Below are 25,856 nucleotides of genomic sequence, written 5' to 3'. Positions count from 1 at the left end.
GCTCACCTCAGCCTGCTGGAGGCGAGGATGGACACCAGGTGCAGCACGGTCTGCAGCACGGCGATGCCGGCGAGCACCGCGGTGCCGAGCCGGGTGAAGAACAGGTCCCCGTGGATCTGGTCCAGGACCGCGAGGACCAGGATCAGCAGCGAGGCCTCGATGCCGAGGATCAGCCGGTGGAACTTGAGCGCCGAGGCGGCCCGGCGGGCCAGCGCCATGCCGGAGGAGCGCGGCTCGGACGCCGCCTCCTTGACCGGCGCCAGACCGGCCTGGTGCCGGGCGACACCGACGAGGTCGGTCTCGGCCTTGATCAGGATCGCGCCGAGCGCGGCGAGGGTGCCGAGGAAGGCCCACAGCCAGTCGATACGGCCGCTGCCCCACAGGTCGGCGGCGCGCAGGCCGAGGCCGACCAGGACGGCCGCGTCGGTCAGGTACGCGCCGACGCGGTCCAGGTAGACCCCGCCGAGCGAGTACTGCTTCTTCCAGCGGGCGATCTCGCCGTCGACGCAGTCCAGCAGCAGGTACAGCTGGGTGGCGACCACGCCGAGCACGGCGCCCGCGATCCCCGGCACCAGCAGGGCCGGGGCCGCGAGCACACCGCAGACGGTCATCAGGTACGTGAGCTGGTTGGGCGTGACCCTGGTGTTCACCAGGTAGCGGTCGACGCGCAGGGACACCTCGCGCATGTAGAGGCGTCCCGCCCAGTGCTCACCGCTGCGCCGGTCCTTCACCCCGGCGGGGTGGACGACCGGTCGGAGTTCAGCTACCGATGGCCTTGACATAGTCGGCGTAGATGTCCTTGATCTGGTTCGTCTTGAGGTCGAGGTGCTCGAGGATCGTGTAGCGGCCGGGTCTGGTCTCCGGAGCGAACTCCACGGCGCGGACGAACTCGTCCAGCGTGAAGCCGATCTCCTCCGGCAGCACCGGAAGCCCGTGCCGGCGCAGCACCTCGGCCATGTGCACCGACTCCTCGTGCGCTCCGCGGAGGTACATCGCGAAGGCGGCACCGAGCCCGCACTGCTCGCCGTGGCTCGCGGCGCGCTTGGGGAAGAGCAGGTCGAAGGCGTGGTTGATCTCGTGGCAGGAGCCCGAGGCGGGCCGGGAGTCGCCCGAGATCGACATGGAGATGCCGGTCAGGACCAGCGCCTCGGCGAGCACCTGGAGAAAGTCGTTGTCGCCGATGCCACCGGGGTGCCGGAGCACCGCCTCGCCGGCCTGACGGGCCATGGCCGCCGCCAGACCGTCGATCTTCTCGCCGTTGACGCGGTTGGACAGCTCCCAGTCCGCGACCGAGTTGATGTTGGAGATGGCGTCGCCGATGCCGGAGCGCACGAAGCGCGCCGGTGCCTCACGGATCACGTCCAGGTCGATGAGGACGGCGATCGGGTTCGGCACACCGTAGGAGCCGCGGCCGGCGTCGTTGTCGAGCGTGGCGACCGGCGAGCACAGGCCGTCGTGCGCGAGGTTCGTCGGCACGGCGACCAGGGGCAGACCGACGCGCGCCGCGGCGAACTTGGCGCAGTCGATGATCTTGCCGCCGCCGAGGCCCACGACGGCGTCGAAGTGGCCGGCCTTGATGTCACCGGCCAGCCGGATCGCGTCGTCGAGGGTGCCGCCGCCGACCTCGTACCAGGTGGCACCGGGCAGCGACGGGGCGATGCGCTCGCGCAGCTTGGCGCCGGAGCCGCCGCTGACGGCGACGGCGAGCCGGCCCGACTGCGAGATCCGCTCGTCGGCGAGCACTCCGGCCAGGTCGTCGAGGGCACCCGGGCGGATGTCCACGACGACCGGCGACGGAATGAGCCGCGTCAGTACTGGCACGCGATCTCCCGTCCGCGGGCGAGGTCGTCGTGGTTGTCGATCTCGACCCACTGGACGTCGCCGATCGGCGCGACGTCGATCTTGAAGCCGCGGTTCACCAGCTCCTGGTACCCGTGCTCGTAGAACTGCTGCGGGTCGGTCTCCCAGACCGTCTTCAGCGCGTCGGCCAGGTCGGGAGCGGCGTCGCCCTCGATCAGGGTGACACCGATGTACTCGCCGGTCGCCTCGGCGGGGTCCATCAGCTTGGTGATCTTCTGGACGCCCTTGGCGGGGTCGACGACGACCTTCATCTCCTCGTCGGCGAGGGACTTCACGGTGTCCAGCGCGAGGATGATCTTCTTGCCGTCGCCGCGGGCGGCGAGCAGCGTCTTCTCGACGGAGACCGGGTGCACGGTGTCGCCGTTGGCGAGGATCACACCGTCCTTGAGGGCGTCACGGCCGCACCACAGGGAGTAGGCGTTGTTCCACTCCTCGGCCTTGTCGTTGTCGATGAGCGTCAGCTTGAGGCCGTACTTCGCCTCCAGCGCCGCCTTGCGCTCGTACACGGCCTCCTTGCGGTAGCCGACGATGATCGCGACCTCGGTCAGGCCGATCTCGGCGAAGTTTCCGAGAGTCAGGTCGAGAACCGTGATCGAGTCCTCTATGCCCGCGGGACCCACCGGCACGAGTGCCTTGGGAAGGCTGTCGGTGTAGGGGCGCAGACGCCGTCCGGCGCCGGCCGCCAGCACAAGGCCGATCATGCGGGTTCTCCTTCATCGTGTACGGCGGGTGCCCCTGCGGACACCCAGAAGCGGATGCTCTCGATGAGCACCACCAGGGCGACGACCACGGCGAGGACCGTGAGCGCGACCTTGAACTGCGAGGCGGTGAGCACCGCCGCGAGGACGGTGACGAGCACCGTCCGCCCCTCCTGGCCCCCGATGGCACGGACCAGCCAGGCCGGGGGCGCTCCGGCGTTGCCGCGGATGCGGTACACCGTGTCGTAGTGATGGTAGGCGACGGCGGCCACCAGGCCGAAAGCCGCAGGGAGGGCTCCGTTCATCCCGGCGCCACTCGCCAGGACGAGCACCGTGCCGTACTCGGCGGCCCGGAACAGCGGTGGTATCAGCCAGTCCAGGGCGCCCTTGAGGGGGCGGGACAGCGCCCAGCCGGAGGTGACCGCGTAGACGGCGGCACCCAGCACAGGCCACCCGGCGAAGAGGTTCACCGTGAGGACCGCCACACCCGCGAGCGCCACCAGGAGCGGGGCTGCGGGACGCAGGCGCGCGAGGCGGACCACGAGGGCGGCGAGCGGTCCGTTGTCGGCGAGGTCCGCCAGTGCCTGCGCGGCCCGGTCGGTGCGCCTCGCCTTGCGGGTCACCGAGCGCAGCACACGGCCGGCCGTGGTGTACGTCGCGGCGAACGCGCACCCGACGAGGAGCACGTAGAAGGTGATGCGGGGGGTGGTGAGCGCGGTGAGGACGGCGATCATGGCCCAGCGTTCGCCGATGGGCAGGACGATCATCCGCCGCAGCCAGACCGTCCAGCCGACGCTGTCCAGCTTGTCGGAGAGGGCGGCGGTGGGGCTGGTGTTGGCGGTGGCGTCGTGGTTGGCCTCGTTGAAGGAGAAGTCCACGACGTGCCGGCAGGTCTGCAGGATCATCGCGCCGAGGGCGAGGGCCCACACGTCGTCGCCGCCGCGGGCCGCTCCGAGGGCGAGTCCCGCGTAGTAGGCGTATTCCTTGGCCCGGTCGAAGGTGGCGTCCAGCCAGGCGCCGAGCGTGGAGTACTTCAGGGCGTAGCGGGCGAGCTGGCCGTCGGTGCAGTCCAGGACGAACGAGGCGATCAGCAGCACGCCGGCCGCTACGAACCCGGCCCGGGTGCCGGTCGCCGCGCAGCCCGCCGCTATCAGGGCCGTGAGCAGCGAGGCGGTGGTGACCTGGTTGGGGGTCAGGCCCCGGCGGGCGCACCAGCGGGCGATGTAGCGCGAGTACGGGCTGATGAAGAACGTGGTGAAGAAGCCGTCGCGGGACTTCACGGCCGACTTCAGGCGTACGGCCTCGTCGTCGACGGCGGCGACGGCCTGCCGGACCTCGTTGCGGGCCTGCGGGTCCGCCGGCACGGCAGCCACCAGGCTGCCCAGCTCGGGGCGGTGGACCGCGCTGCCGTCGGCGTCGAGGGCGGTGATCACGCGGTCGGTGACGCTGTCGACATCCGCCACGCTCGACTTCGCTCGCGCGGGGGCACCCCCATGCGCCGTACCGCCGCCGGCGGAGGTCTCGCGGGCCAGGGCCCGGGTCAGCGCCTGCCGGGCGGCGGGCTGGGCGGTGACGGCGCCGGGTACGGCGGCGAGCGGGAAGCGCGGGTCGGTGAGGCCCAGGCGCAGGGCGTGCAGGTGGCCGACGAAGCGGGCGTCGACCAGGGCCACGCGCCGGTCGGCCGGGACGGCCGCGAGCAGGCTCTCCGCCTCGGAGGCGTCGGTGGCCGCGCGCACGTCGAAGCCGAGAGACCGCAGATCGTTCTCGAGCGACGATCCGGGCACCGGCTGACCGGTGACGATGGCGGTCGACAACCGAACTCACTCCCTGGGTGCCGGCGTGGCGGCGCCGGTCTTCTGCGTGGTTGGGGCGCCCCTGCCTGCGGCTCCCGGGCGGCATGTCGGCGAAGGGTATCCGATGGACTCGATCCCTTGTTCACCGGCCGTTCACGGTCCGGCCCACGGGGGCTGCCCAGGCCTTTGCCGCGATCATCATCGGGGATCCGGGGCCCGCCCCACAAACCGTGGCCCCAGACCCGGGCATCAGGGACATGCGGACGGGTCGGCATAGGGTGGGCGACCATGACCTGGCTGATCACCGGCGGAGCCGGATACATCGGGGCGCATGTGGCACGGGCCATGACGGGCGCCGGGGAGAGCGTCGTGGCGCTCGACGACCTGTCGGCCGCCGTGCCCTCGCGCCTCCCCGCGGGCGTCCCGCTCGTCCAGGGTTCGACGATGGACGGCGACCTGCTGAAGCGGGTCTTCGCGGACCACGGCGTGACAGGTGTCGTCCATCTCGCGGCGCGCAAGCAGGTCGCCGAGTCCGTGGCGCAGCCGACCCGCTACTACCGGGAGAACGTGGGCGGCCTGGCCACCCTCCTGGACGCGATGGCCGAGGCCGGTGTCGGCCGGCTGCTCTTCTCCTCGTCGGCCGCCGTGTACGGCAACCCGGATGTGGACCTCATCACCGAGGACACCCCGTGCGCGCCGGTGAACCCGTACGGCGAGACCAAGCTCACCGGTGAGTGGCTGGTGCGGGCGGCGGGAGCCGCGCACGGGATCTCCACGGTGTGCCTGCGCTACTTCAACGTGGCGGGCGCGGCCGCGCCGGAACTGTCGGACACCGGTGTGTTCAACATCGTGCCGATGGTCTTCGACCGGCTCACCCACGACGAGGCCCCGCGGATCTTCGGTGCCGACTATCCGACGCCTGACGGCACCTGCGTCCGTGACTACATCCACGTGGCCGACCTCGCCGAGGCGCATCTCGCGGCGGCCAGGCGGCTCGCCGACGGCGGCCCGGCCGGCGATCTGACGCTGAACATCGGCCGCGGCGAGGGCGTCTCGGTGCGCGAGCTGATCACGGTCATCGGTGAGGTCACCGGCGACCGGCGGCCGCCGCTGGTGGAGGAGCGCCGCCCCGGGGACGCGCCGCGCGCGGTCGCCTCGGCCGAGCGGGCCGCCGAGACACTGGGCTGGCGGGCCCGGCGCGGGGTGCGCGAGATGGTGGAGTCGGCCTGGCAGGGCTGGCAGCTGCACCACGGCAAGTGAGCCGGCAACGCCCTGACCAGCGGTTCGTTTGCGCAGGTCAGAGCACATGACAACGGTGTTCAGTGCCGCGTTGCCCGATACCCCCTACCCGTAGTTGACTGTCAGCTCGGGAGCAACACGGAAGGGTGGACTTCTCATGGGGGCAGGGCACGACCACGGGCACACGCACAGCCATGTGCCGCCCACGGGTACGGCCGCGGCCGCGTACCGTGGCCGGCTGCGCGTGGCGCTGGGCATCACGCTCATGGTCATGGTGGTCGAGATCGCCGGCGGTCTTCTGGCGGACTCGCTCGCCCTGATCGCGGACGCGGCCCACATGGCGACCGACGCGGTGGGTCTGGGCATGGCGTTGCTCGCCATCCACTTCGCGAACCGCCCGCCGAGCACCAACCGCACCTTCGGCTACGCCCGCGCCGAGATCCTCGCCGCCCTGGCCAACTGTCTGCTGCTGCTCTGCGTCGGCGGCTACGTCCTGTACGAGGCGATCCAGCGGTTCGTCACGCCCGCGGAGACCCGGGGCGGCCTGATGATCGTGTTCGGCTTCATCGGCCTGGTCGCGAACACCGTGTCCCTGACCCTGCTGATGCGCGGGCAGAAGGAGAGCCTGAACGTGCGCGGCGCCTTCCTCGAGGTGGCCGCGGACGCGCTGGGCTCGTTGGCGGTGCTGATCTCCGCGACCGTGATCCTCACCACGGGCTGGCAGGCGGCCGACCCGATCGCCTCGCTCGTCATCGGGCTGATGATCGTGCCGAGGACGCTCAAGCTGCTGCGCGAGACGCTGGACGTGCTGCTGGAGGCGGCCCCCAAGGACGTCGACATGGCGGATGTGCGCGCGCACATCCTGGCCCTGGACGGCGTGGAGGACGTACACGATCTGCACGCCTGGACGATCACCTCGGGCCTGCCCGTGCTGTCCGCGCACGTGGTGGTCAGCTCGGAGGTGCTGAACGCCATCGGGAACGAGAAGATGCTGCACGAGCTGCAGGGCTGCCTGGGCGGCCACTTCGACGTGGAGCACTGCACCTTCCAGCTGGAACCGGGCGGGCACGCGGAGCACGAGGCACGTCTGTGCCACTGACCGCACACACATTCGTTCGATATTCCGGGGCGGTTCCCGGCTGTGCCCGCCGGGCACGATGATCTACCGGGCCCCACCTCGGTGCCGCCCCCCGCGCGGGACATGCGGACGCGCCGGGAAGTGCCGGGAGTGCCGGATTCGTACGGCAGACTTGGGGTGCGAAGACCGAGGCGAAGGATGGGTATGCCGATCACACCTGCCACCGAGACGCACAGCTCGTCGAACGGCACCGCAGAGGCGATTTTGCTGGAACTGGTCGACGAGAAGGGCGTGACGATCGGCACCGCGGAGAAGCTCGCCGCCCATCAGCCACCGGGACAGCTGCACCGGGCGTTCTCGGTGTTCCTCTTCGACGAGCAGGGCCGGCTGCTGCTCCAGCAGCGGGCGCTCGGCAAGTACCACTCCCCCGGTGTGTGGTCCAACACCTGCTGCGGCCACCCCTACCCCGGCGAGGCCCCCTTCGCGGCTGCGGCCCGGCGGACGTACGAGGAGCTGGGCGTGTCGCCGTCGCTGATGGCGGAGGCGGGCACGGTCCGCTACAACCACCCGGACCCGGCCTCGGGCCTGGTCGAGCAGGAGTTCAACCACCTGTTCGTCGGCCTGGTGCAGGCGCCGCTCGCGGCGGACCCGGAGGAGGTCGGTCAGACCGCCTTCGTGACGGCGTCCGAGCTGGCGGAGCGGCACGCCCGCGACCCGTTCTCGGCGTGGTTCATGACCGTGCTGGACGCGGCCCGTCCGGCGGTCAGGGAGCTGACGGGCGAGTCGGCGGGCTGGTAGTCCGACGTCAGGCGAGGGTCACGGGCTTGAGCGGCAGGGCGGCCCAGATCACCTTGCCGCCGCTCGCCGTGTGCTCCACGTCGACGACTCCGCCCGCCTCCCGGGCCACCTCACGGACCAGGAGCAGCCCGCGACCGCCGGTCTGGCCGTGATCGGCCTCCAGGGCGGTGGGACGGTAGGGGTGGTTGTCCTCCACCGACACCCGTACCCACTCGGCCCCGACGGCCACCTCCACGGCGAGCACCGGCGACAGCAGCGCCGCGTGCCGGACCGCGTTCGTGACCAGCTCGGAGACGATCAGCAGCAGTCCGTGGACCAGGTCGTCGGAGACCGGTACGCCCTGGCGCAGCAGCAGGTCCCGTACGGCGTGCCGCGCCTGCGGGACCGACGCGTCCACGGCGGCCGCGGTGAACCGCCACACTCCCTCGTACGGCAGTGGATCAGGCGGCCCATCGGCGCCCCCCGCTGGGCGCGGGTCGTCCCCGCGCCCGTGGTCGTCCATCGTCCGGTCGCCACCCTCGCGCTCGATTGTCACCACACGTCGAGTGTTGGTAACGATCCGCTCCGTACCGAAGAACTGAACACAAGTCAGCGCTTATCGAGCGGTTCTGACCATGTGCGTATGACAACGGCAGTTGTGGGACCGCTCCTGTCCCCCTGACGCCGGTTCACGAACTATTCGTGTTGTGGGAAAACTCCCACAGAGCCCGCCGGAGCCGTCCGGATAGCATCCACCGCATGGATCCCCAGCTGTCTCACCAGGTCGTCGACGCCGTGGCCACCGTCGTCATCCGTCACCCGGCCAAGCGCAACGCCATGACGGCAGCGATGTGGCGAGCCCTGCCCCCGCTGCTGGCCCGGCTGGCGGGAGACCCGGACGTGCGGGCACTGGTGCTCACCGGGGAGGGCGCGACCTTCTGCGCGGGCGCGGACATCTCCACGCTCCGGGGCTCGCCCGCCGAGGCGCAGGGGCTGGCCGTGGCGGCCGAGGAGGCCCTCGCCGCGTTTCCCAAGCCGACGCTCGCCGCGGTCCGCGGCCACTGTGTGGGCGGCGGGGCCCAGCTGGCCGCGGCCTGCGATCTGCGGCTGGCCGAGGAGGGCGCGCTGTTCGGCGTGACGCCGGCGAAGCTCGGGATCGTGTACGCGGCCTCGTCCACCCGGCGGCTGGTCTCGCTGGTGGGACCGGCCGCCGCCAAGTACCTGCTGTTCTCGGCCGAGTTGATCGACGCCGAGCGGGCGCTGCGCACCGGGCTCGTGGACGAGGTACTGCCCGAGGGCGAACTGGACAAGCGGGTCGCCGAGTTGACCCGGATCCTGGTGTCGCGCTCCCAGCTCACCCAGGCCGCGGCGAAGGAGTTCGCGAACGGCCGCACCGACCGGGACGCCCACTGGGCGGAGCAGGCACGCGGCAGCGGCGACACCGCGGAGGGGGTCGCCGCGTTCCTGGAGCGCAGGCAGCCGCGCTTCACCTGGACTACGACAGGATGAAGCGGCTCCGTGCGCGCAGCTGGTCGACGATGTACGCGGGTGCCTTCTCCGGCGAGCCCGCGTCGTAGGGCGGCTGTGGGTCGTACTCGGTCGCCAGCTGGACGGCCTGGGCGTGCTCGTCACCCGCGATCCGGCCGAGCAGGGCGAGCCCCATGTCGATGCCGGAGGACACGCCGGCCGCGGTGACGTACTTCCCGTCGAAGACGACGCGCTCGCCCGTCGGCTCGGCCCCGAACCGGGTCAGCTGATCGAGGGCCAGCCAGTGGGAGGTGGCGCGGCGCCCCTCGAGGAGTCCGGCGGCGGCCAGGAGCAAAGAGCCGGAGCAGACGGAGGTCGTCCAGGTGCTGGTGGCGTCGGCGGCGCGCAGCCAGTCCAGCAGGGGCTCGTGGTCCATCAGCGCGCTCTGGCCGGGGCCGCCGGACACCAGCACGATGTCCGGGTCGGGTACCTCTGACAGTGCCTTGTCGGCGCTGATCGCAAGAAATCCGGTGTCCGTGCGCACGAGGCCGGCCTCCTCGGCGACGAACACCGTCTCCGCGTCCGGGACCCGGGAGAGGATCTCGTACGGGCCGACGACGTCGAGGGCGGTGAAGCGGTCGTAGACGACGATGGCGATCTGCATCGGTTTCCTTTCAGTGGGCAGATGCGGGCCGGAAGCGGCGGCGGTACTCGGCCGGGGCCGTTCCAAGAGCCCTGACGAAGGCGCGGCGCATGGCCTCGGGGGTGCCGTACCCGCTGGCTCGGGAGATCTCTTCGATCCCGTCGCCCGTGTCCTCCAGGAGGCGGCGAGCGTGTTCGAGACGGACCCGGTCGACAAAGCGTCCGGGCGTCATGCCCGTCTCGGCCTGGAACGCGCGGGCGAAGTGGCGCGGTGAGAGACTCGCCCGGGCTGCGAGCACCTCCACGGTGAGGTCACCGGCCGGGTGCTCGGTGATCCACTGCTGGACCTCCCGCAGCGGGTCGCGCTGTGCGGTCTGGGCGGCGAGCTGGGCGCTGAACTGGGCCTGGTTTCCGGGCCGCCGCAGGAACACGACCAGGTGGCGGGCGATGACCAGCGCCGCCTCACGGCCCAGGTCCTCCTCCACCAGGGCGAGAGCGAGGTCGATGCCCGAGGTGACACCGGCCGAGGTGGAGACGTGTCCGTCCCGGACAAAGATGGGGTCGGGATCGACCTCGACGGCCGGGTGGTCGCGGGCGAGCTTCTCGCAGTACGCCCAGTGGGTCGTGACGCGGCGGCCGTCGAGCAAACCCGCCTCGGCCAGCAGGATCGCACCGGTGCAGACCGAGACGAGGCGCCGCGCGCGCGGGCCGTGCGTGCGCAGCCACTCGGTCAGCAGCGGATCGGAGCTGCGGGTGCCCTGACCGCCGGGGACCAGCAGGGTGTGCGGGTCGGGCACCTCCCCGAGCGCCTCGTCCGGTACGAGGGTCAGACCGCTGGAGGTGCGCACGGGGCCGCCGTCCAGGGAGGCGGTGCGGATGCGGTACGACCCCGGCGTGTGCGTCTCAGCGCCGTTGAACACCTCGAGAGGGCCGGTGACGTCGAGGCTCTGAACGCCGTCGAAGAGGACGAAGAGGAGGGTGCGCTGAGACATGTCTCGATTCTTCGAGGGTGGGAGCGTGGCCGCAATGACGGATACCCCACCTTTCCTGCCATAGGGCACGGGGCAGGCACGGCTTCCGGGCCCCGCGCCCCGCCGCGTGGCGCCCTGATCCCCGGTTGTCGGTGTCACCTGCCACAATTGCCGCGCAAGCTGACGTGGAGAAGGCGGTACGGGATCGTGACGACACCCCTCGTAGGGTCCATCGAAGGCAGGATCGCCGAGGAGCTCGGCGTACGGGAGCGGCAGGTGAAGGCCGCAGTGGAGCTGCTCGACGGCGGTTCGACGGTGCCCTTCATCGCCCGCTACCGCAAGGAAGCGACCGAGATGCTCGACGACGCGCAGCTGCGCACGCTCGAGGAGCGGCTGCGCTATCTGCGGGAGTTGGAGGAGCGGCGGACCGCGATCCTGGAGTCGGTGCGCGAGCAGGGCAAGCTCACCGAGGAGCTGGAGGCGCAGATCCGCGGCGCCGAGACCAAGGCGCGGCTCGAGGACATCTACCTGCCCTACAAGCCCAAGCGGCGCACCAAGGCGCAGATCGCGCGGGAGGCGGGCCTGGAGCCGCTCGCCGAGGGACTGCTGGGCGACCCGGCGGTGGAGCCGGTGGCCGCGGCGGCCGCGTTCGTGGACGCCGACAAGGGCGTCGCCGATCCGCAGGCCGCGCTGGACGGCGCGCGGGCGATCCTGACCGAGCGGTTCTCGGAGGACGCCGACCTGATCGGCGAGGTGCGCGAGCGCATGTGGGTGCGCGGGCGGCTGGCCGCCAAGGTGCGGGACGGCAAGGAGGAGGCGGGCGCCAAGTTCGCCGACTACTTCGACTTCGCCGAGCCGTTCACCGAGCTGCCCTCGCACCGCATCCTGGCGTTGCTGCGCGGCGAGAAGGAGGAGGTCCTCGATCTCGTCCTGGAGCCGGAGGAGGCCACGGAGGGTCCGTCCTCGTACGAGGGGATCATCGCCCACCGCTTCGGGATCGCCGACCGGGGCCGCCCCGCCGACAAGTGGCTGAAGGACACGGTCCGCTGGGCCTGGCGCACCCGCATCCTGGTGCACCTCGGCATCGACCTGCGCCTCAGGCTGCGCACGGCGGCCGAGGACGAGGCGGTGAACGTGTTCGCGGCGAACCTGCGCGACCTGCTGCTGGCCGCCCCGGCCGGCACGCGCTCGACGCTGGGCCTGGACCCCGGCTTCCGTACCGGCGTGAAGGTCGCCGTGGTCGACGCCACCGGCAAGGTCGTCGCCACGGACGTGATCTACCCGCACGTCCCGGCCAACAAGTGGGACGAGGCGATCGCCAAGCTGGCGCGGCTGGCGAAGGAGCACGCCGTCGATCTGGTCGCCATCGGCAACGGCACGGCGTCCCGGGAGACCGACAAGCTCGCCGGTGAACTGATCTCCAAGCACCCGGAGTTGAAGCTCACCAAGGTCATGGTGTCCGAGGCCGGCGCGTCCGTGTACTCGGCGTCGCAGTACGCCTCGCAGGAACTGCCCGACATGGACGTCTCGCTGCGCGGCGCGGTCTCCATCGCCCGCCGGCTGCAGGACCCGCTGGCCGAGCTGGTGAAGATCGACCCGAAGTCCATCGGTGTCGGCCAGTACCAGCACGACCTGTCCGAGGTGAAGCTGTCCCGCTCGCTGGACGCGGTCGTCGAGGACTGTGTGAACGGCGTCGGTGTGGACGTCAACACCGCGTCCGTGCCGCTGCTCTCGCGGGTGTCAGGCATCTCCTCGGGCCTGGCCGAGAACATCGTCGCGCACCGCGACGCGAACGGGCCGTTCTCGTCGCGCTCCGAGCTGAAGAAGGTGGCGCGGCTCGGCCCGAAGGCGTACGAGCAGTGCGCGGGCTTCCTGCGCATCCGCGGCGGCAGCGACCCGCTGGACGCCTCCAGCGTGCACCCGGAGGCGTACCCGGTGGTGCGGCGCATGGTGAAGACGTCGGGCCAGGAGGTCGCCTCCCTCATCGGCAACACCGGTGTGCTGCGTTCGCTGCGGCCTGCGGACTTCGTGGACGACACCTTCGGTCTGCCGACCGTCGGCGACATCCTCAAGGAGCTGGAGAAGCCCGGGCGCGACCCGCGGCCCGCCTTCAAGACGGCCACCTTCAAGGAGGGCGTGGAGAAGATCTCGGACCTGTCCACCGGGATGGTGCTGGAGGGCGTGGTCACCAATGTGGCGGCCTTCGGCGCGTTCGTGGACATCGGCGTCCACCAGGACGGTCTGGTGCACGTCTCGGCGATGTCGAAGACGTTCGTGAAGGACCCGCGGGACGTGGTCAAGCCGGGTGACATCGTCAAGGTGAAGGTCCTCGACGTGGACATCCCGCGCAAGCGGATCGCGCTGACGCTCCGGCTCGACGACGAGGCCGCGCCGCAGGGGCAGGGCGGCAAGCAGCAGCGAGGTGGCGGTTCCCGGCCGCCTCAGCAGCGGCAGGGCGGCGGTCAGGGCCAGCGGCAGGGCGGTCAGGGCCAGGGCCAGCGGCAGGGCCGCGGCGGTGACCGGGGCGGGCGTCAGGCGCCGGCACCGGCCAACAGCGCCATGGCGGACGCGCTGCGGCGGGCGGGGCTGCTGAACCCGAAGGACGGACGCCGCTGAGGCGGGTATCCGCCTCAGGACCTGGCTCTCCCGCCCGCCCATCCGTCTCGGTGGGCTGAGAGACACTTTCACGGGGCTGCGCCCCGGACCCCGGCGGGGACGTGTTCGTGCGTCCCTGCCGGGGTCCGCGTCCGGTCCACTCCTCGCCACTGCGCGAACAAACGCGGGGACAGAGATCACCCGATCACCAGACTGGTCCCATGACCGGATCAGATCCCAAGGCCGACCTCCAGGCCTGTCTCCAGGACGCCCGTGACGTGATGCTGTGGAAGCTGGACGGCCTGTCGGAGTACGACGTCCGGCGTCCGCTGACCCCGACCGGGACGAATCTGCTGGGCCTGGTCAAGCACCTCACCGGCGCCGAGGCGCTGTACTTCGGGGCGTGTTTCGGGCGGCCCTTCGACGGTGCACCGCTGTGGATCACCGGGGACGCCGAGCCGGACGCCGATCTGTGGGCCCGGCCGGACGAGACCCGGGAGAAGATCGTCGGGCGGTACCGGGAGGCGTGGGCGCACTCCGACGAGACCATCGCCTCGCTGCCGCTGGACGCGGTCGGCCGGCTGCCGGGGAATGCGGCCACCGAGCTGACGCTGCACCGGATCCTCACGCACATGATCGCCGAGTCCCAGCGGCACGCCGGACACGCCGACATCCTGCGGGAGTTGATCGACGGGACCGTCGGACAGCGGCGGGACGGCCTCAACACGGCACCCTACGATCCAGAGCACGTCGAACGGGCGGCGAAGGAGGCCGGGCGGCACGGCGGGTGAACGGCGGACGGCGCGATCATGTACGTTCGTCGCCGCGCCTCCGCAGCCTCGGCACACGCGGATACCGTTCGTGCCGTGATACTGCGGGGGACAAGAGTTCCGGTGGTCGGACTACTGATGGCCGCGACCACCGCCTGTGGCGCTGCCGTCGGTTCGAAGGCGTCCTCGCCCGGCTCCGTCGCGGCGCCCACCTCTGCGAAGAGCGGTCCCGCCGTACGCCCTGCCACGTCGCCCGTCCCGGCCGGGAAGCCGACGCCCAGCCGTACGGGGGTGGCGCCCGCGAACAGGCCGTCCCGCACGACAGTGCCCGCTCCACCCGCCGTCCCCGGCTGCGCGGCGCGCGACCTCACGGTGTCGGAGGGACAGACCGGCCTGCCGGCGGACGGCGCATCGGGCTGGTTCGCCACCCCGATCCAGCTGCGCAACCACTCCGGCGCAACCTGCCGCCTGCGCGGCTGGCCCGGTCTCACCTTCATCGGCGACGGCACCCTACGCGGCTGCGCCGAAGGCGACGCGTCGACGGCGTGCGGCAAGCCGCTGAGCACGTCAGGAACCCGCCCCTTCACGATCACCCGGTCTTCCACGCAGAGCCTTCCGGACGTCTTGCTCACGCCCGGGCGCACGACCACGTTCACACTGGTCTGGGAGGGGTCCTACCGCTGCGGCTCGTTCGTGGCTTCGCCCTACGGCGTCGACATCCGGGTGCCGGGTGACTCCCGCGTGCTGACCCTGATTCCGGCCACGGCGATCTCCCCCTGCGAGGAACGCATCGAGGTCACCCCGTTCGGAGTGTCCGGCTGACCGGTTCTGGCGGTCACGTCGGCGTGGGCTCGGTCAGCCTCCGTTCCAGGTCCCGCAGGTCCTTGCCGATGGAGGAGCGGACCTTTCGGGCCATCACCGGGGCGGCCAGGCGGTAGAGGGAGCCCGCGTCGCCGCGGACCCGGATGCGGGCCAGGGTGCCCCGCGGGTGCTCGTCGAAGGTGTAGGTGACGTGCATGGGCATGGGCCCCGCGACGGACACCATGTCCAGCAGCCCGGGCGGCTCGTGCGCGGCGACCCGCAGGACGTAGTCGATGCGCCGGCCGAGGAAGTGGGCGGTGCGGGTGACCTCGGCACCGACGCCGAAGCCGCCCGCGGCCGCCTCCCTGGTCAGCTCCGCGGTGCGGATTCCCTGCATCCACTCCGGGTCGTGGCGCCAGTCCATGGCGTACGCGGCCACCCGCTCGGGCGGCAGCGCGATGACGCGTTCCGCCGTCTCGTCGATCGTCATGCCACTCTCTCGATCTCCCCGCGGGACTCCGTCCTCCCGGTCGTCAGCCGTTCCATCCAGGATTGCGTCCGCTGGCGCCGAGCGCCCGCTGGAAGGCCGGGGCGTCGTCCGGTACCGGCACCTCCGGGCCGTATCCGCCATTGCCCCGGACCTGCTCGGCGATCTGCTCGACCACACCGAGCGCGACCCGCCCGGTCTCCTCGCTGACGCCGAACGGCTGACCGGTGGCGCGTGCCAGGTCCCAGCCGTGCAGGGCGAGTTCCTGGAGCGTGATGGAGGCGACGACGGCCGCCGGCAGCTCCCCCGGGCCGAACTCTGTCGTCCCTTCGTAGGCGGCGGGGTCGGACCAGGCCACCGCCGCGAGCCCCGCGGAGTCGGCCAGCGCCCGTGGTGAGACGGCCGCGCCGGGCCCGGCGCCGGGCTGCGCCTCCTTGCGGGCGGCCCGCGCCGCGGACTGCAGGGTCGAGCCGAGGTGCTCGACGAGTTCGGCGACGGTGAACTTCTCGCACGGCGTGCGGTCCTGAAGCTGTTCGTCCCGGATGCCGGAGGCGATCGCTGCGACGGCGTCGGCGCACTCCCGGATGGCGGGCTGGAAGGTGCTGTGCTGGGTGCTCATGGCTTCTCTCCTCATCGGTTCCTTCATCGTTTTAGTCCACACTAAAATGACTCAGGGGTTCTGGCAAATTCAAGTGGCGACTAAAATGACCTCCATGGATGCGGTACGAGCGGTCGCCGAGCCCCGGCGGCGCGAGATCCTGCGACTGGTGTGGGACGCGGAACTGTCCGCGGGCGAGATCGCGGAGCGGTTCGACGTCACGTTCGGGGCGGTCTCCCAGCACCTCAAGGTGCTCAGGGAGTCCGGCCTGGTCACGCTGCGCCAGGACGGCAAGAAGCGCTTCTACCGGGCCGACCGCGAGGCCCTCGGTCCGCTGGCCGCGTATCTGCAGTCCATGTGGGCCAGCAAGCTGGACACGCTCGCCGAACTGGCGGAGGCGGCGGAACGGGCGGAGCGCTCCGAAGGGACGGACTCGTGAGGAACAACGCGGTCACCGTGGAACGGCGCATCGCGGCGCGCCCCGAGACGGTGTTCTCCTTCTTCACCGACCGGGACAGGTGGCTGTCCTGGATGGGCAAGGACGGCGAGTTCAGCTTCGAGCCCGGCGGCGCCTACCGAACGCTGGTCAACGGCGAGAACGTCGCCGAGGGCCGCTTCGTCGAGATCGACCCGCCCAGACGCGTCGTCTTCACGTGGGGCTGGGCCACCGGCGATATGCCCGTGCCGCCCGGCTCCTCGACGGTCGAGATCACCCTGGAGCCGGTGCCCGAGGGCACTCTGCTGCGGCTGGTCCACCGGGACCTGCCCTCCCCCGAGGCGTGTGCCGCACACGAGGAGGGCTGGACGCACTACACCGGCCGGCTCGCCGTCGTGGCGGCGGGCGGAGACCCCGGTGCCGACCCCTTGATGTGAGCCGGCCGGATGTGAGCCGGCGTCACACGTACCCGCGCCGCTGGACGAAGCCGAGGGCCGGCGCGCCCAGCGGGACGTCGAGCCGGAACGTGAGCAGCCGGTGGACCAGGATCGCCTACGCGGCGGGCGGGCCCGATCCCCGGTGCGGCACGAGGTCGGGTCAGTGTTCCGTGACCTTGCCCGCAGCCACTTCCAGTCGGCGGGTCACCCGGACCGCGTCCAGCATCCGCCGGTCGTGGGTGACCAGGAGCAGCGTGCCCTCGTAGGAGTCCAGGGCCGACTCCAGCTGCTCGATGGCGGGCAGGTCGAGGTGGTTGGTCGGCTCGTCGAGGACGAGCAGGTTGACGCCCCGACCCTGGAGCAGCGCCAGGGCGGCGCGGGTGCGCTCGCCCGGGGAGAGGGTGGCCGCCGGGCGCAGCACGTGGTCCGACTTCAGGCCGAACTTGGCGAGCAGGGTGCGGACCTCGACCGGCTCGGTGTCCGGGACGGCCGCGCAGAAGGCCTCCAGCAGCGCCTCCGGGCCGTGGAACAGCTTGCGGGCCTGGTCGACCTCGCCGACCAGGACGCCGGAGCCGAGGGATGCGTGTCCGGAGTCGAGCGGGACCCGGCCCAGCAGCGCGCCGAGCAGCGTCGACTTGCCGGCGCCGTTGGCTCCGGTGACCGCGACCCGGTCGGCCCAGTCGATCTGCAACGAGACCGGACCGAAGGTGAAGTCGCCGCGCCGGACCTCGGCGTCCCGCAGGGTCGCCACCACCGCGCCGGAACGCGGAGCGGCCGCGATCTCCATGCGCAGGTCCCACTCCTTGCGCGGCTCCTCGACGACGTCCAGGCGTTCGATCATGCGCTGGGTCTGCCGGGCCTTGGCGGCCTGCTTCTCGCTGGCCTCGCTGCGGAACTTGCGGCCGATCTTGTCGTTGTCGTTGGACGCCTTGCGCCGGGCGTTCTTGACACCCTTGTCCATCCAGGAGCGCTGCATCTGCGCACGGTCCTGGAGCGCGGCGCGCTTGTCGGCGTACTCCTCGTAGCCCTCGCGGGCGTGCCGGCGGGCCACGTCCCGTTCCTCCAGGTAGGCCTCGTAGCCGCCGCCGTACAGGTTGATCTGTCCCTGGGCGAGGTCGAGTTCGAGGACCTTGGTGACCGTGCGGGTGAGGAACTCGCGGTCGTGGCTGACGACCACCGTGCCCGCGCGCAGGCCGGTCACGAAGCGTTCGAGGCGCTCCAGACCGTCCAGGTCGAGGTCGTTGGTCGGCTCGTCGAGCAGGAAGACGTCGTAGCGGGAGAGCAGGAGGGAGGCGAGACCCGCGCGGGCCGCCTGGCCGCCGGAGAGCGAGGTCATCGGCTGGTCCAGGTCCACGGCCAGGCCGAGGGAGTCGGCGACCTCCTCGGCGCGCTCCTCCAGGTCGGCGCCGCCGAGGTCCAGCCAGCGCTCCAGGCTGGCCGCATACGCGTCGTCGGCGCCGGGCGCGCCGTCGACCAGCGCCTGCGTGGCCTCGTCCATCACGCGCTGCGCCTCGGCGACGCCGGTGCGGCGGGCCAGGAACTCCCGGACGGTCTCCCCCGGCCTGCGCTCCGGCTCCTGCGGCAGATGGCCGACGGTCGCGGTCGGCGGGGACAGGCGCAGCTCGCCCTGCTCGGGCGCGGTCAGCCCGGCGAGCAGCCGCAGCAGGGTGGACTTGCCCGCGCCGTTGGCACCGACCAGCCCGATCACGTCGCCGGGCGCGACGACGAGGTCGAGCCCGGAGAAGAAGGAGCGGTCGCCGTGCCCGGCGGCGAGGTTCTTGGCGACGAGGGTGGCAGTCATCAGGAAGCCGATCCTAGTGTCCCGGGACGCCGGCCATCGGCGGGGATTCCCGGCGGCTGCCCGGCCGTCACTTCCCCACCGGCTCCACCAGCACGCTCCCGGTCGTTCTGGCCACCACGAACGCCTCCCCCTTCACAGCCTTCGGGTCCAGCGGAATGCAGTGGCGGCCGGACTCCAGGACGCCGTCGAAGACCTCCTGGGTGTGGGTGCGGTAGAGGCGGTCCAGGCGGTAGACCGTGACCCGGACCCGGCACGGCGAGGTGACGTCGACGGCCACCGCGCCGTCGGCGGCGACCAGGCCGGTCAGCCGGCGCTGCGGGAGCGGACTGCGGTCCAGGGCGTGTTCGATCTGCGCGACGAGCAGGGGGACGATCGGGGCCAAGCCGCTGACGTGGGCGACCTCGGCCCCGGCACGCTCGAACGCCTCTCGTACGGCGGCCCGTTCCGCCTCGCCGACCGCACGGCCGAAGGCGACCGCGCCATAGCCGCGCAGTTCCTCGGCGTGGACGGCCCGGACGTCCTGGGTGATGTCCGCGCCTATGCCGATGGTGCGCAGCGCGGCGGCGAGCTTGGCGAGGACGGCCACGCGGGCGCCGATCAGGAGCACCCGGCGGCGGGGCGCGGGCGAGCCGTCGGCGTCCTGGATCAGCGCGGCGAGGGCGGCCCGGTACTCGGGTCCGGCGAAGCGGAACGGCCCTATGCCGTGGTAGCCGTTGAGGTCCAGGTCGGCGTGCTCCCCCGTCTGCCAGGCGAACTCCCGCCAGATGAAGTCGTCGCCGTCCCGCTCGATCACGGCGGTGACGGCACCACAGGCCAGGTCCGCGCAGTCGGGACAGCCGTAGATCACGAACCGGCCGTCCGGGAGCGGTGGCTCGGTCTCCAGCAGCAGACTGCGCACCTGCGCGGTGAAGATGGCGGGCGGGATGTCGGAGGCGAGGGGGGAGACGGCGTCCAGGTCGGAGAGCTGGAACAGCAGCGGGCGCCCGTCCACGATGAAGTCCACGAAGTCGCGGTGGACCTGGTAGCCGCCGTCGGCGAGGACACCGCCGGCGCGCATCGCCGGTGCCAGGCCGAAGGTCGCGTATGCGGCAGACATGCTGTGAGTATCCCCACACCGGGACGGATGTGAGCGCGGCATGACATATTCCGTTAGCGTCCTGGCGTGAAGCGCGAGTCGAGTGACGAAGTGATCGTGGTCGGCAGCGGGGTCGCCGGACTGACGACGGCCGTGCTGCTGGCCGAGTCCGGCCGCCGGGTACGGGTGTGGGCCCGGGAGCCCGCCGAGCGCACGACCTCGGCGGTCGCCGGCGCGCTGTGGTGGCCGTACCGGATCGAGCCCGAGCCGCTGGTCGGCGCGTGGGCGCTGGACTCCCTCGACGTGTACGAGGAGCTGGCGGGGCGGCCGGAGGAGACGGGCGTACGCCTGGTCGAGGGTGTACACCGGGGGACCCGGCTGGACGAGCTGGGTGCCTGGGCGGGCCGGGTGCCGGGACTGCGGGCGGTGTCCGAGGGGCTGACGGCACGGCTTCCGCTGATCGACATGCCGGTCCATCTTGCTTGGCTGCGGAATCGGTTCGCCGAGGCGGGTGGCCGGGTGGAGGAGCGGGCGGTGACCGATCTGGCCTCGGTGCCCGCCGGCGTGGTGGTCAACTGCACGGGGCTGGGGGCGAGATCGCTGGTGCCCGATCCGGCGGTGCGCCCGGTGCGCGGGCAGCTGGTCGTGGTGGAGAACCCGGGGATCACGACCTGGTTCACCTCGGTCGACCACTCCTGCGACACCTCGACCTACTTCTTCCCGCAGCCCGGCGGGCTGCTCCTGGGCGGTACGGCGGAGGAGGACGCCTGGTCGCCGGAGCCGGACCCGGCGACCGCCGCGGCGATCGTCGCGCGGTGCGCGGCCGTCCGGCCGGAGATCGCCGGGGCACGGGTACTGGCGCACCGGGTGGGGCTCCGGCCCGCCCGGGACTCCGTACGACTGGAACGGCAGACGCTGCCGGACGGGCGGCTGCTGGTGCACAACTACGGGCACGGCGGGGCCGGGATCACGGTGGCCTGGGGCTGCGCCCGGGAGGCGGCCGGGCTGGCCGGAGCGGCATCCGGAGGCTGAGCGGGAGCAGGAGATCGAGCAGGGAGCGGCATCCGGAGGCTGAACGGGAGCAGGAGACCGAGCAGGGAGCGGCATCCGGAGGCTGAGCGGGAGCAGGAGACCGAGCAGGAGCCGGAGGGCCCGTCAGGCCCGCCGCGTGCCAGGCCCCCGCGTGCCGGGCCCCGCGTGCCGGTGCCGAGCGGGCGACCGTGTGGACGGTCGGCCGCCCGGCACCGGCTGATTCCCCCGGAGGGGAACGAGTACTGCGTGGGTGATCAGCCCGCCGGGACGTGTCGGGTGGCGCGCGGGGCGCGGACGCCGTCCAGGGGGCGCGCCGTGGGTGCGGCGGTCACACTGCCGGTGGTGGCCCGTTCGAACGCCGCCGTGCCGCCGACCACCGGGACCCGGGCCGCCGTACGGGACAGATCCAGGGTGAGGGTCGGCTTGGTGGACGGAGGGTCGATGAGGTCCTTGTCGGTGCCTGCGACGATCAGTGCCAGGCGGTGCCCCTTCGGGACGACGTGGTCGGTGGCCGCCAGGGACAGGGTGATCGTGTACGCCTTGCCCGGGGTGAGCGGGACGCCCCGGTCGAGGGAGGCGTAGTGACCGAGGTCGGCCCAGCCGCGGCTGAACACCGTGGATTCGACCTTCGCCGTCTTCGCCCTGGTCGCCTTGAAGCAGGCGCTGTCCCCGGCCGTGCTCCGGCCCCAGCAGGTGCGGTCGGTGAGCGTGGTGATGCCCTCGGCGCTGTCGGCGTAGTCACGGATGGTGTCCGGGCCGAGGTCCACCAGGACGGCGGAGAGGTGGGCCGAGGAGGTGGTCGGGGTGGCGGTCACGGTCACCTTGGAGGAGCCGGACAGGCGCAGGTCGCGGGTGAGCGGCGCCGTGACGAAGCCGGCCTTCTCGGGGGTGGACGTGGTGAGGTGGGCGGCCCAGTCGGTCTCGCTGAGCTTCGGGTCGTCGGTGAATGTCTCGGTGCCGGTGGCCGGGCCGAGACCGAGGGTGCCGACGCCGGGCTGGGCGCCGCGGGCCGGGTGGAGCGTGGTGGCCCGGGTGCCGTGCGGCGGCCAGACCCTGGAGGTGACCCACTGGTCGGGGTGGCGCTCGATGTCCGCCATCGGCTCGCGGTCGATACCGTTGTCGTAGCCGAGGAGCTCGTGGTCGAACCAGCGGTGCAGGGTGTCGACCCAGGCGCCGCGCCGGTAGTCGAAGGGGTCCACGTGCCCGGTCTGGGAGAGCCAGATCTTGCGCTCGACACCATGCTCGGCCAGGGCGTTCCACCACTGGCCGAAGTGCTTGGTGCGCACGTTGAGGTCCTGCATGCCGTGCACGAGGAACACGCTGGCCCTGACCTTGGCCGCGTCCTTGACGTAGTTCCGCTCGGTCCACAGCGGGGTCCAGTCGCCGCTGCGCGGGCTGCCGTCGGCGAGCTTCTTCTGCACCGCCGCGCAGTGGGCCGTCGCGCCGTCGCTCTCGACGTAGCCGGCCAGCTCGTCGGGGCCGCCGTCGTACAGCGGGGCGCCCTGGGCGAAGTAGTAGTCGTACCAGGAGGAGATCCCGCTGATCGGGACGATCGTCTTCAGGCCCTTGACGCCGGTGGCCGCGACGCCGTTGGCGATCGTGCCGTCCCAGCTCTTGCCGATCATGCCGGTCCGGCCGTTGGTCCAGCCGGCCCCGACGGTTCGGGTGCCGGTCCGGGTCGTGTAGGCCTTGGCGCGTCCGTTCAGCCAGTCGATGACGGCCTTCGCGGACCGGATGTCGGAGCGGCCGCCGACGTCGACGCAGCCGTCGGAGCGGTTGGTGCCGGCGAGGTCCACGCCGACGAAGGCGTAGCCGCGGGGCACGAAGTAGTTGTCGTAGAACAGCGGCATCTGGACGACGTGACCGTGCGCGTCGTACGTCTTCTTCTGGCTCTCGTTGCCGCGTCCGCAGCAGGAGTAGTAGGGGCTGGCGTCCATGATGACCGGCACCTTGCGGCCCTGGCGGGCGGGTTCGGCGGGTCGGACGATGTCGGCGGCGACGCGGTCCTTCTTCCCGTCACCGTCCTCGTCGAGGCCGGTGTCCACCCAGACGGACTCACGGATGGCATGTGCGTACGAATAGACGGGACGGCTCTCGCGGGGCGCCGCGTGCGCGGCGGCGGGGGCGAGGAATGCGGCCAGCAGGGCTGTGACGGCCGCAGTCGCGAGCGGTCTCCAGATCGTGAAGCGCGTGCGCATGATCGAACGAATCGGCATGCGCGGACGGTACTCCGGACAACTCCCGTACAGAAGAGGGCTTTACGGCGCCTCGCGTGGCTGTGACGGCTGAATGGCGATCGTGTGACAGCGGGGGCTGTGGACAGGTCGGGGGCCACAGCTACTGAATAGGCTCCGAACAGACTTCCTGTCCAGACGACTTGGAGCTGACGTGCACCGCAGAATCATCGCGCCGGGAGCACTCGCGGCGGCCTCCCTCCTGCTGGCGATCCCGGCATCGGCCGCGAACCTCTCCCCGGGCGCGCCGGGCATCGGCGACCCCTACTACCCCGACTACGGCAACGGCGGCTACGACGTCTCGCACTACGACCTGAGGCTGCAGTACCAGCCGAAGACGGACGAGCTGCAGGGCACGGCGACCATCCTGGCGAAGACCACGCAGGACCTGTCCAGCTTCGACCTGGACTTCCTGCTGAACGTGAGCGAGGTGCGGGTCAACGGCGCCAAGGCGTCATTCGCGACGTCCGGCCAGCACGAACTGGTCGTCACCCCGAAGACGCCGCTGGCCAAGGGTGCGGCGGTGACCGTCGTCGTCCGCTACAGCGGGGTGCCGTCGGCGAAGAGCGCCTACGGTTTCACCACCTGGCACCGCACGCCGGACGGCGCGGTGGCCGCGGACGAGCCCGAGGCCGCCTGGTGGTGGTTCCCGAGCAACGACCATCCGAGTGACAAGGCGACCTACGACGTGTCGGTGGCCGTGCCGGACGGCACCCAGGCCATCTCCAACGGCACGCTCCAGTCCACCAGTTCGAAGCTGGGGTGGACCCGCTACAACTGGCGGCAGAACAAGCCGCAGGCGACCTATCTGGCCACGCTCGCCCTCGGCAGGTTCGACATCACCACCAGCACCTCCGACGGCGGGGTGCCCGTCATCAACGCCTACAGCAAGGACCTCGGTGACAACGACGGTGCCGCGCGGGCCAGCGTGGAGCGCACCGGGGAGCTGGTCGACTGGCTGAGCGGCTACTTCGGGCCGTATCCGTTCAGCACGGCCGGCGGGTACGTGCCGAACACCACCACCGGCTACGCGCTCGAGACGCAGACCCGCGTCTACTACAGCCCCAAGCAGTTCGCGAACGGCTCCAACACCTCGGTGGTCGTGCACGAGCTGGCCCACCAGTGGTACGGCGACGACGTGTCGCTGAAGGACTGGAAGGACATCTGGATCAACGAGGGCTTCGCGCGCTACGCGCAGTGGCTGTGGTCCGAGCACGAGGGCGAGGGCACCACCCAGGAGCTCGCCGACTACGTGTACGCCTCCCACCCGGCCGACGACGCGTTCTGGACGGTCAAGCCCGGCGACCCGGGCCCGGACGACCAGTTCGACATCGCCGTGTACGACCGGGGTGCGCTCGCCATCCAGGCGCTGCGCAACGAGATCGGTGACGACGCCTTCTTCGCCGTCCTGAAGGGCTGGCCGAAGGAGCACGCCTACGGCAACGCCTCCGTGGCCGACTTCCAGAGGTACGCCGAGCAGGTGTCCGGCAAGCCGCTGGCCGCCCTGTTCCACACCTGGCTCTTCCAGCCGTCGAAGCCGGCCGCGCCCGCGGCACACACGGCGTCCCTCGTGAAGGCGGCCACGACGGTCACCCAGCCGAAGTCGTGGAAGCGGATCGAGGCGACGAACGACGTCCACGGCCACTGACGCCCGGGCGCCTCACGGTCTCGGCCGGGCCGCCCGCTCGAGCAGTTCGTCCCGGTCCACCGCCTCCGCGCGGGTGGCCGGGACCGTGCAGGCGTACGCCCCGGCGACCGCCCCGTACCAGGCACACCGCCGGGGCGGCTCGCCGGTGAGGCGGCCGTAGAGGAACGCGGCGGCGAAAGCGTCGCCCGCGCCGTTGGAGTCGACCACCGGCGCGGGCGGGTCCGCCGCCGGTATCCGGGTCAGCTCGCCGTCGGCCAGCAGATACGCGCCCTCGGCGCCCGCGGTGGCGACGACGGTCCCGGCCCGGCCGCGCTCGGCGATCCGCCGTATGGTCCGCTCGGGGTCGGTCAGCGCGGCGGCGGAGAGGAAGACGACGTCCGCCGCGAGCGCGAACGGCTCGTGGTACGGATTCTCGCCGTCCCAGTCGTGCAGGTCGGTGGAGAGTGGGACGCCTGCCTCGGCCAGCACCGGCAAGGCGTGGGCGCAGGGCTGGGTGATGGTCACGTGGACGTGCCGGCTCGCCGCGGCCAGCTTGCGCAGGGTCTCCTCGGGGAAACGGTCGTCGGGGTGGGCGCGGCTGGTGTCGTACAGGGACAGGCGGCGCCCGTCCGGGCCGACGAGGTTCACCGCGCGCTTGGTCCCGGCGGGTTGCGGTAGGGCGGTGAGCCCGATGCCCCGCTCCTCGTGCAGGGCACGGACGAGGTCGCCCTCGGGGTCGTCACCGAGCAGGTCGAGGTGGTGTGTGCGCAGCCCCAGCGCGGCCAGGCCCACGGCGACGAAGTCCCCGGTCTGTCCGGCGCGGGTCCGGATGCCGGAGTCGATCATGTAGCTGTCGGCGTACGGGAGCGGCAGCTCCGGAACGTACACGATCGTGTCGACGCCGGCTCCGCCCAGCACCAGAACGTCGTGAGCACCCGTCTGTCCGGTCATCCCCCGCCCTCCCCGTGGTCATAGACCGTCACCGCGATACCGCGGCTCACCAACCGCTCGGTGACGAGCGGTTCTATGCGGGACCACTTGCCGCCCGCCAGGCCGCAGCCTATGCGGGGCATGTGCACCGACGCGCCGAGTTCGATCACTTCGTCGGCGAGGCGGCCGAGGGCGGTCTCGATCGCCTCGTAGCGGACGGGGACGCCCTTGCTGCCTGTACCGATGCCTCGCTGGCCGACCATGTTGGCCACCCAGACGTACGGGTCGACCTTGACCAGCTGGACCGCGCCCAGCCCGAAGTCGTTCCTGGCGCGGTCGCGGTGCCACGCCCGGTAGGCCGCCTCGGGCTCCGGCCAGCGCCGCGAGAGCGCGAGGACGAAGCCCTTCCCCCAGCCCCCGATGTCGTTGCAGACATGGGCGATCACCTTGACGCCCTTGACCGACGGAACGGTGGCGTCACCCCGGACATACGTGATCTCCGACATGA

25 protein-coding genes are annotated in these 25,856 nt (G+C 71.7%); 11 read left to right on the top strand and 14 right to left on the bottom strand.

The window, feature by feature from the left end:
• Positions 1-2: 2 nt before the first annotated feature.
• From AC07DS_RS27585 to AC07DS_RS27570, 4 genes are read right to left on the bottom strand one after another with little or no spacing between them, the layout of a single operon-like run.
• Entirely contained in the window at positions 3-782 is a 780-nt protein-coding gene (locus tag AC07DS_RS27585; protein WP_479149476.1) for a CDP-alcohol phosphatidyltransferase family protein, read from the bottom strand.
• Positions 760-1,821 (bottom strand): iron-containing alcohol dehydrogenase family protein, encoded by a 1,062-nt coding sequence (locus AC07DS_RS27580; RefSeq protein WP_479149475.1) that lies wholly within the window; start codon positions 1,819-1,821, stop codon positions 760-762. The genes AC07DS_RS27585 and AC07DS_RS27580 overlap by 23 nt, the downstream gene beginning before the upstream one ends.
• Positions 1,809-2,561 carry a phosphocholine cytidylyltransferase family protein gene (locus AC07DS_RS27575; protein WP_145877662.1) on the bottom strand — a complete coding sequence of 251 codons (753 nt, stop codon included), beginning with the start codon at positions 2,559-2,561 and terminating at the stop codon, positions 1,809-1,811. The genes AC07DS_RS27580 and AC07DS_RS27575 overlap by 13 nt, the downstream gene beginning before the upstream one ends.
• Complete coding sequence (locus tag AC07DS_RS27570; protein ID WP_479149474.1) at positions 2,558-4,372, bottom strand: DUF5941 domain-containing protein; 1,815 nt, start codon at positions 4,370-4,372, stop codon at positions 2,558-2,560. The genes AC07DS_RS27575 and AC07DS_RS27570 overlap by 4 nt, the downstream gene beginning before the upstream one ends.
• Positions 4,373-4,639: 267 nt before the next feature.
• Between AC07DS_RS27570 and galE the strand changes: the two genes are divergently transcribed.
• The 3 genes from galE (at position 4,640) to idi (ending at position 7,466) form a co-directional block, all read left to right on the top strand.
• A complete protein-coding gene (gene galE, locus AC07DS_RS27565; RefSeq protein ID WP_479149473.1) occupies positions 4,640-5,611 on the top strand; it encodes a UDP-glucose 4-epimerase GalE in 972 nt (323 codons plus the stop codon).
• 136 nt (positions 5,612-5,747) lie between these two features.
• On the top strand, positions 5,748-6,689 hold the full coding sequence (locus tag AC07DS_RS27560) for a cation diffusion facilitator family transporter (protein WP_479149472.1): 942 nt from the start codon (positions 5,748-5,750) through the stop codon (positions 6,687-6,689).
• A gap of 183 nt (positions 6,690-6,872) precedes the next feature.
• Positions 6,873-7,466, top strand: coding sequence for an isopentenyl-diphosphate Delta-isomerase (gene idi, locus AC07DS_RS27555; protein WP_479149470.1), 594 nt, complete (start codon positions 6,873-6,875; stop codon positions 7,464-7,466).
• Between the two features lie 7 nt (positions 7,467-7,473).
• On the opposite strand, the gene AC07DS_RS27550 is transcribed toward idi, so the two are convergent.
• Entirely contained in the window at positions 7,474-7,968 is a 495-nt protein-coding gene (locus AC07DS_RS27550) for an ATP-binding protein (protein ID WP_479149697.1), read from the bottom strand.
• A gap of 236 nt (positions 7,969-8,204) precedes the next feature.
• Between AC07DS_RS27550 and AC07DS_RS27545 the strand changes: the two genes are divergently transcribed.
• Positions 8,205-8,954, top strand: coding sequence for an enoyl-CoA hydratase/isomerase family protein (locus AC07DS_RS27545; protein ID WP_479149468.1), 750 nt, complete (start codon positions 8,205-8,207; stop codon positions 8,952-8,954).
• Here AC07DS_RS27545 and AC07DS_RS27540 read toward each other — a convergent pair.
• Positions 8,941-9,576 (bottom strand): DJ-1/PfpI family protein, encoded by a 636-nt coding sequence (locus AC07DS_RS27540; protein WP_479149466.1) that lies wholly within the window; start codon positions 9,574-9,576, stop codon positions 8,941-8,943. The two genes, AC07DS_RS27545 and AC07DS_RS27540, sit on opposite strands and share 14 nt — an antisense overlap.
• 10 nt (positions 9,577-9,586) lie before the next feature.
• Positions 9,587-10,546: a GlxA family transcriptional regulator gene (locus AC07DS_RS27535; protein WP_479149465.1), complete on the bottom strand. Its 960-nt coding sequence runs from the start codon at positions 10,544-10,546 to the stop codon at positions 9,587-9,589.
• 186 nt (positions 10,547-10,732) lie between these two features.
• Between AC07DS_RS27535 and AC07DS_RS27530 the strand changes: the two genes are divergently transcribed.
• The 3 genes from AC07DS_RS27530 (at position 10,733) to AC07DS_RS27520 (ending at position 14,712) form a co-directional block, all read left to right on the top strand.
• Positions 10,733-13,141, top strand: a complete 2,409-nt coding sequence (locus AC07DS_RS27530) for a Tex family protein (protein WP_479149463.1) — start codon at positions 10,733-10,735, stop codon at positions 13,139-13,141.
• Positions 13,142-13,341: 200 nt separating this feature from the next.
• Positions 13,342-13,911 (top strand): DinB family protein, encoded by a 570-nt coding sequence (locus tag AC07DS_RS27525; RefSeq protein ID WP_479149461.1) that lies wholly within the window; start codon positions 13,342-13,344, stop codon positions 13,909-13,911.
• Positions 13,912-14,028: 117 nt separating this feature from the next.
• On the top strand, positions 14,029-14,712 hold the full coding sequence (locus tag AC07DS_RS27520; RefSeq protein ID WP_479149459.1) for a DUF4232 domain-containing protein: 684 nt from the start codon (positions 14,029-14,031) through the stop codon (positions 14,710-14,712).
• Between the two features lie 13 nt (positions 14,713-14,725).
• Here AC07DS_RS27520 and AC07DS_RS27515 read toward each other — a convergent pair whose 3' ends face one another.
• Positions 14,726-15,181, bottom strand: coding sequence for an SRPBCC family protein (locus AC07DS_RS27515; RefSeq protein WP_479149458.1), 456 nt, complete (start codon positions 15,179-15,181; stop codon positions 14,726-14,728).
• A gap of 43 nt (positions 15,182-15,224) precedes the next feature.
• Positions 15,225-15,797, bottom strand: a complete 573-nt coding sequence (locus tag AC07DS_RS27510) for a TIGR03086 family metal-binding protein (RefSeq protein WP_479149456.1) — start codon at positions 15,795-15,797, stop codon at positions 15,225-15,227.
• Between the two features lie 94 nt (positions 15,798-15,891).
• Here AC07DS_RS27510 and AC07DS_RS27505 point away from each other — a divergent pair, with 94 nt between their 5' ends.
• Together AC07DS_RS27505 and AC07DS_RS27500 are read left to right on the top strand one after the other, a co-directional pair.
• Positions 15,892-16,215 (top strand): ArsR/SmtB family transcription factor, encoded by a 324-nt coding sequence (locus AC07DS_RS27505; protein ID WP_479149454.1) that lies wholly within the window; start codon positions 15,892-15,894, stop codon positions 16,213-16,215.
• A complete protein-coding gene (locus AC07DS_RS27500) occupies positions 16,212-16,649 on the top strand; it encodes an SRPBCC family protein (protein ID WP_479149452.1) in 438 nt (145 codons plus the stop codon). Before AC07DS_RS27505 ends, AC07DS_RS27500 begins: the two co-directional genes overlap by 4 nt.
• A gap of 160 nt (positions 16,650-16,809) precedes the next feature.
• On the opposite strand, the gene AC07DS_RS27495 is transcribed toward AC07DS_RS27500, so the two are convergent.
• Positions 16,810-18,450: an ABC-F family ATP-binding cassette domain-containing protein gene (locus AC07DS_RS27495; protein ID WP_479149450.1), complete on the bottom strand. Its 1,641-nt coding sequence runs from the start codon at positions 18,448-18,450 to the stop codon at positions 16,810-16,812.
• Positions 18,451-18,517: 67 nt separating this feature from the next.
• Positions 18,518-19,546, bottom strand: a complete 1,029-nt coding sequence (locus AC07DS_RS27490; protein ID WP_479149448.1) for an oxidoreductase — start codon at positions 19,544-19,546, stop codon at positions 18,518-18,520.
• Between the two features lie 90 nt (positions 19,547-19,636).
• Between AC07DS_RS27490 and AC07DS_RS27485 the strand changes: the two genes are divergently transcribed.
• On the top strand, positions 19,637-20,557 hold the full coding sequence (locus AC07DS_RS27485) for an FAD-dependent oxidoreductase (protein WP_479149695.1): 921 nt from the start codon (positions 19,637-19,639) through the stop codon (positions 20,555-20,557).
• A gap of 254 nt (positions 20,558-20,811) precedes the next feature.
• Here AC07DS_RS27485 and AC07DS_RS27480 read toward each other — a convergent pair whose 3' ends face one another.
• Complete coding sequence (locus AC07DS_RS27480; RefSeq protein WP_479149447.1) at positions 20,812-22,773, bottom strand: Xaa-Pro dipeptidyl-peptidase; 1,962 nt, start codon at positions 22,771-22,773, stop codon at positions 20,812-20,814.
• Positions 22,774-22,945: 172 nt separating this feature from the next.
• Between AC07DS_RS27480 and AC07DS_RS27475 the strand changes: the two genes are divergently transcribed.
• Positions 22,946-24,439 carry a M1 family metallopeptidase gene (locus AC07DS_RS27475; RefSeq protein WP_479149445.1) on the top strand — a complete coding sequence of 498 codons (1,494 nt, stop codon included), beginning with the start codon at positions 22,946-22,948 and terminating at the stop codon, positions 24,437-24,439.
• A 12-nt stretch (positions 24,440-24,451) separates the two neighbouring features.
• Here the strand turns inward: AC07DS_RS27475 and AC07DS_RS27470 are convergent, their stop codons facing one another.
• On the bottom strand, positions 24,452-25,369 hold the full coding sequence (locus AC07DS_RS27470) for an adenosine kinase (RefSeq protein ID WP_479149443.1): 918 nt from the start codon (positions 25,367-25,369) through the stop codon (positions 24,452-24,454).
• Entirely contained in the window at positions 25,366-25,854 is a 489-nt protein-coding gene (locus AC07DS_RS27465; protein WP_479149442.1) for a macro domain-containing protein, read from the bottom strand. The genes AC07DS_RS27470 and AC07DS_RS27465 overlap by 4 nt, the downstream gene beginning before the upstream one ends.
• Between the last annotated feature and the right edge of the window lie 2 nt (positions 25,855-25,856).

It is taken from the genome of Streptomyces sp. NPDC044064 (assembly GCF_056434245.1).
Note: the sequence above shows the minus strand (reverse complement) of the source record. Positions and strands in the feature narration are given on the sequence as shown.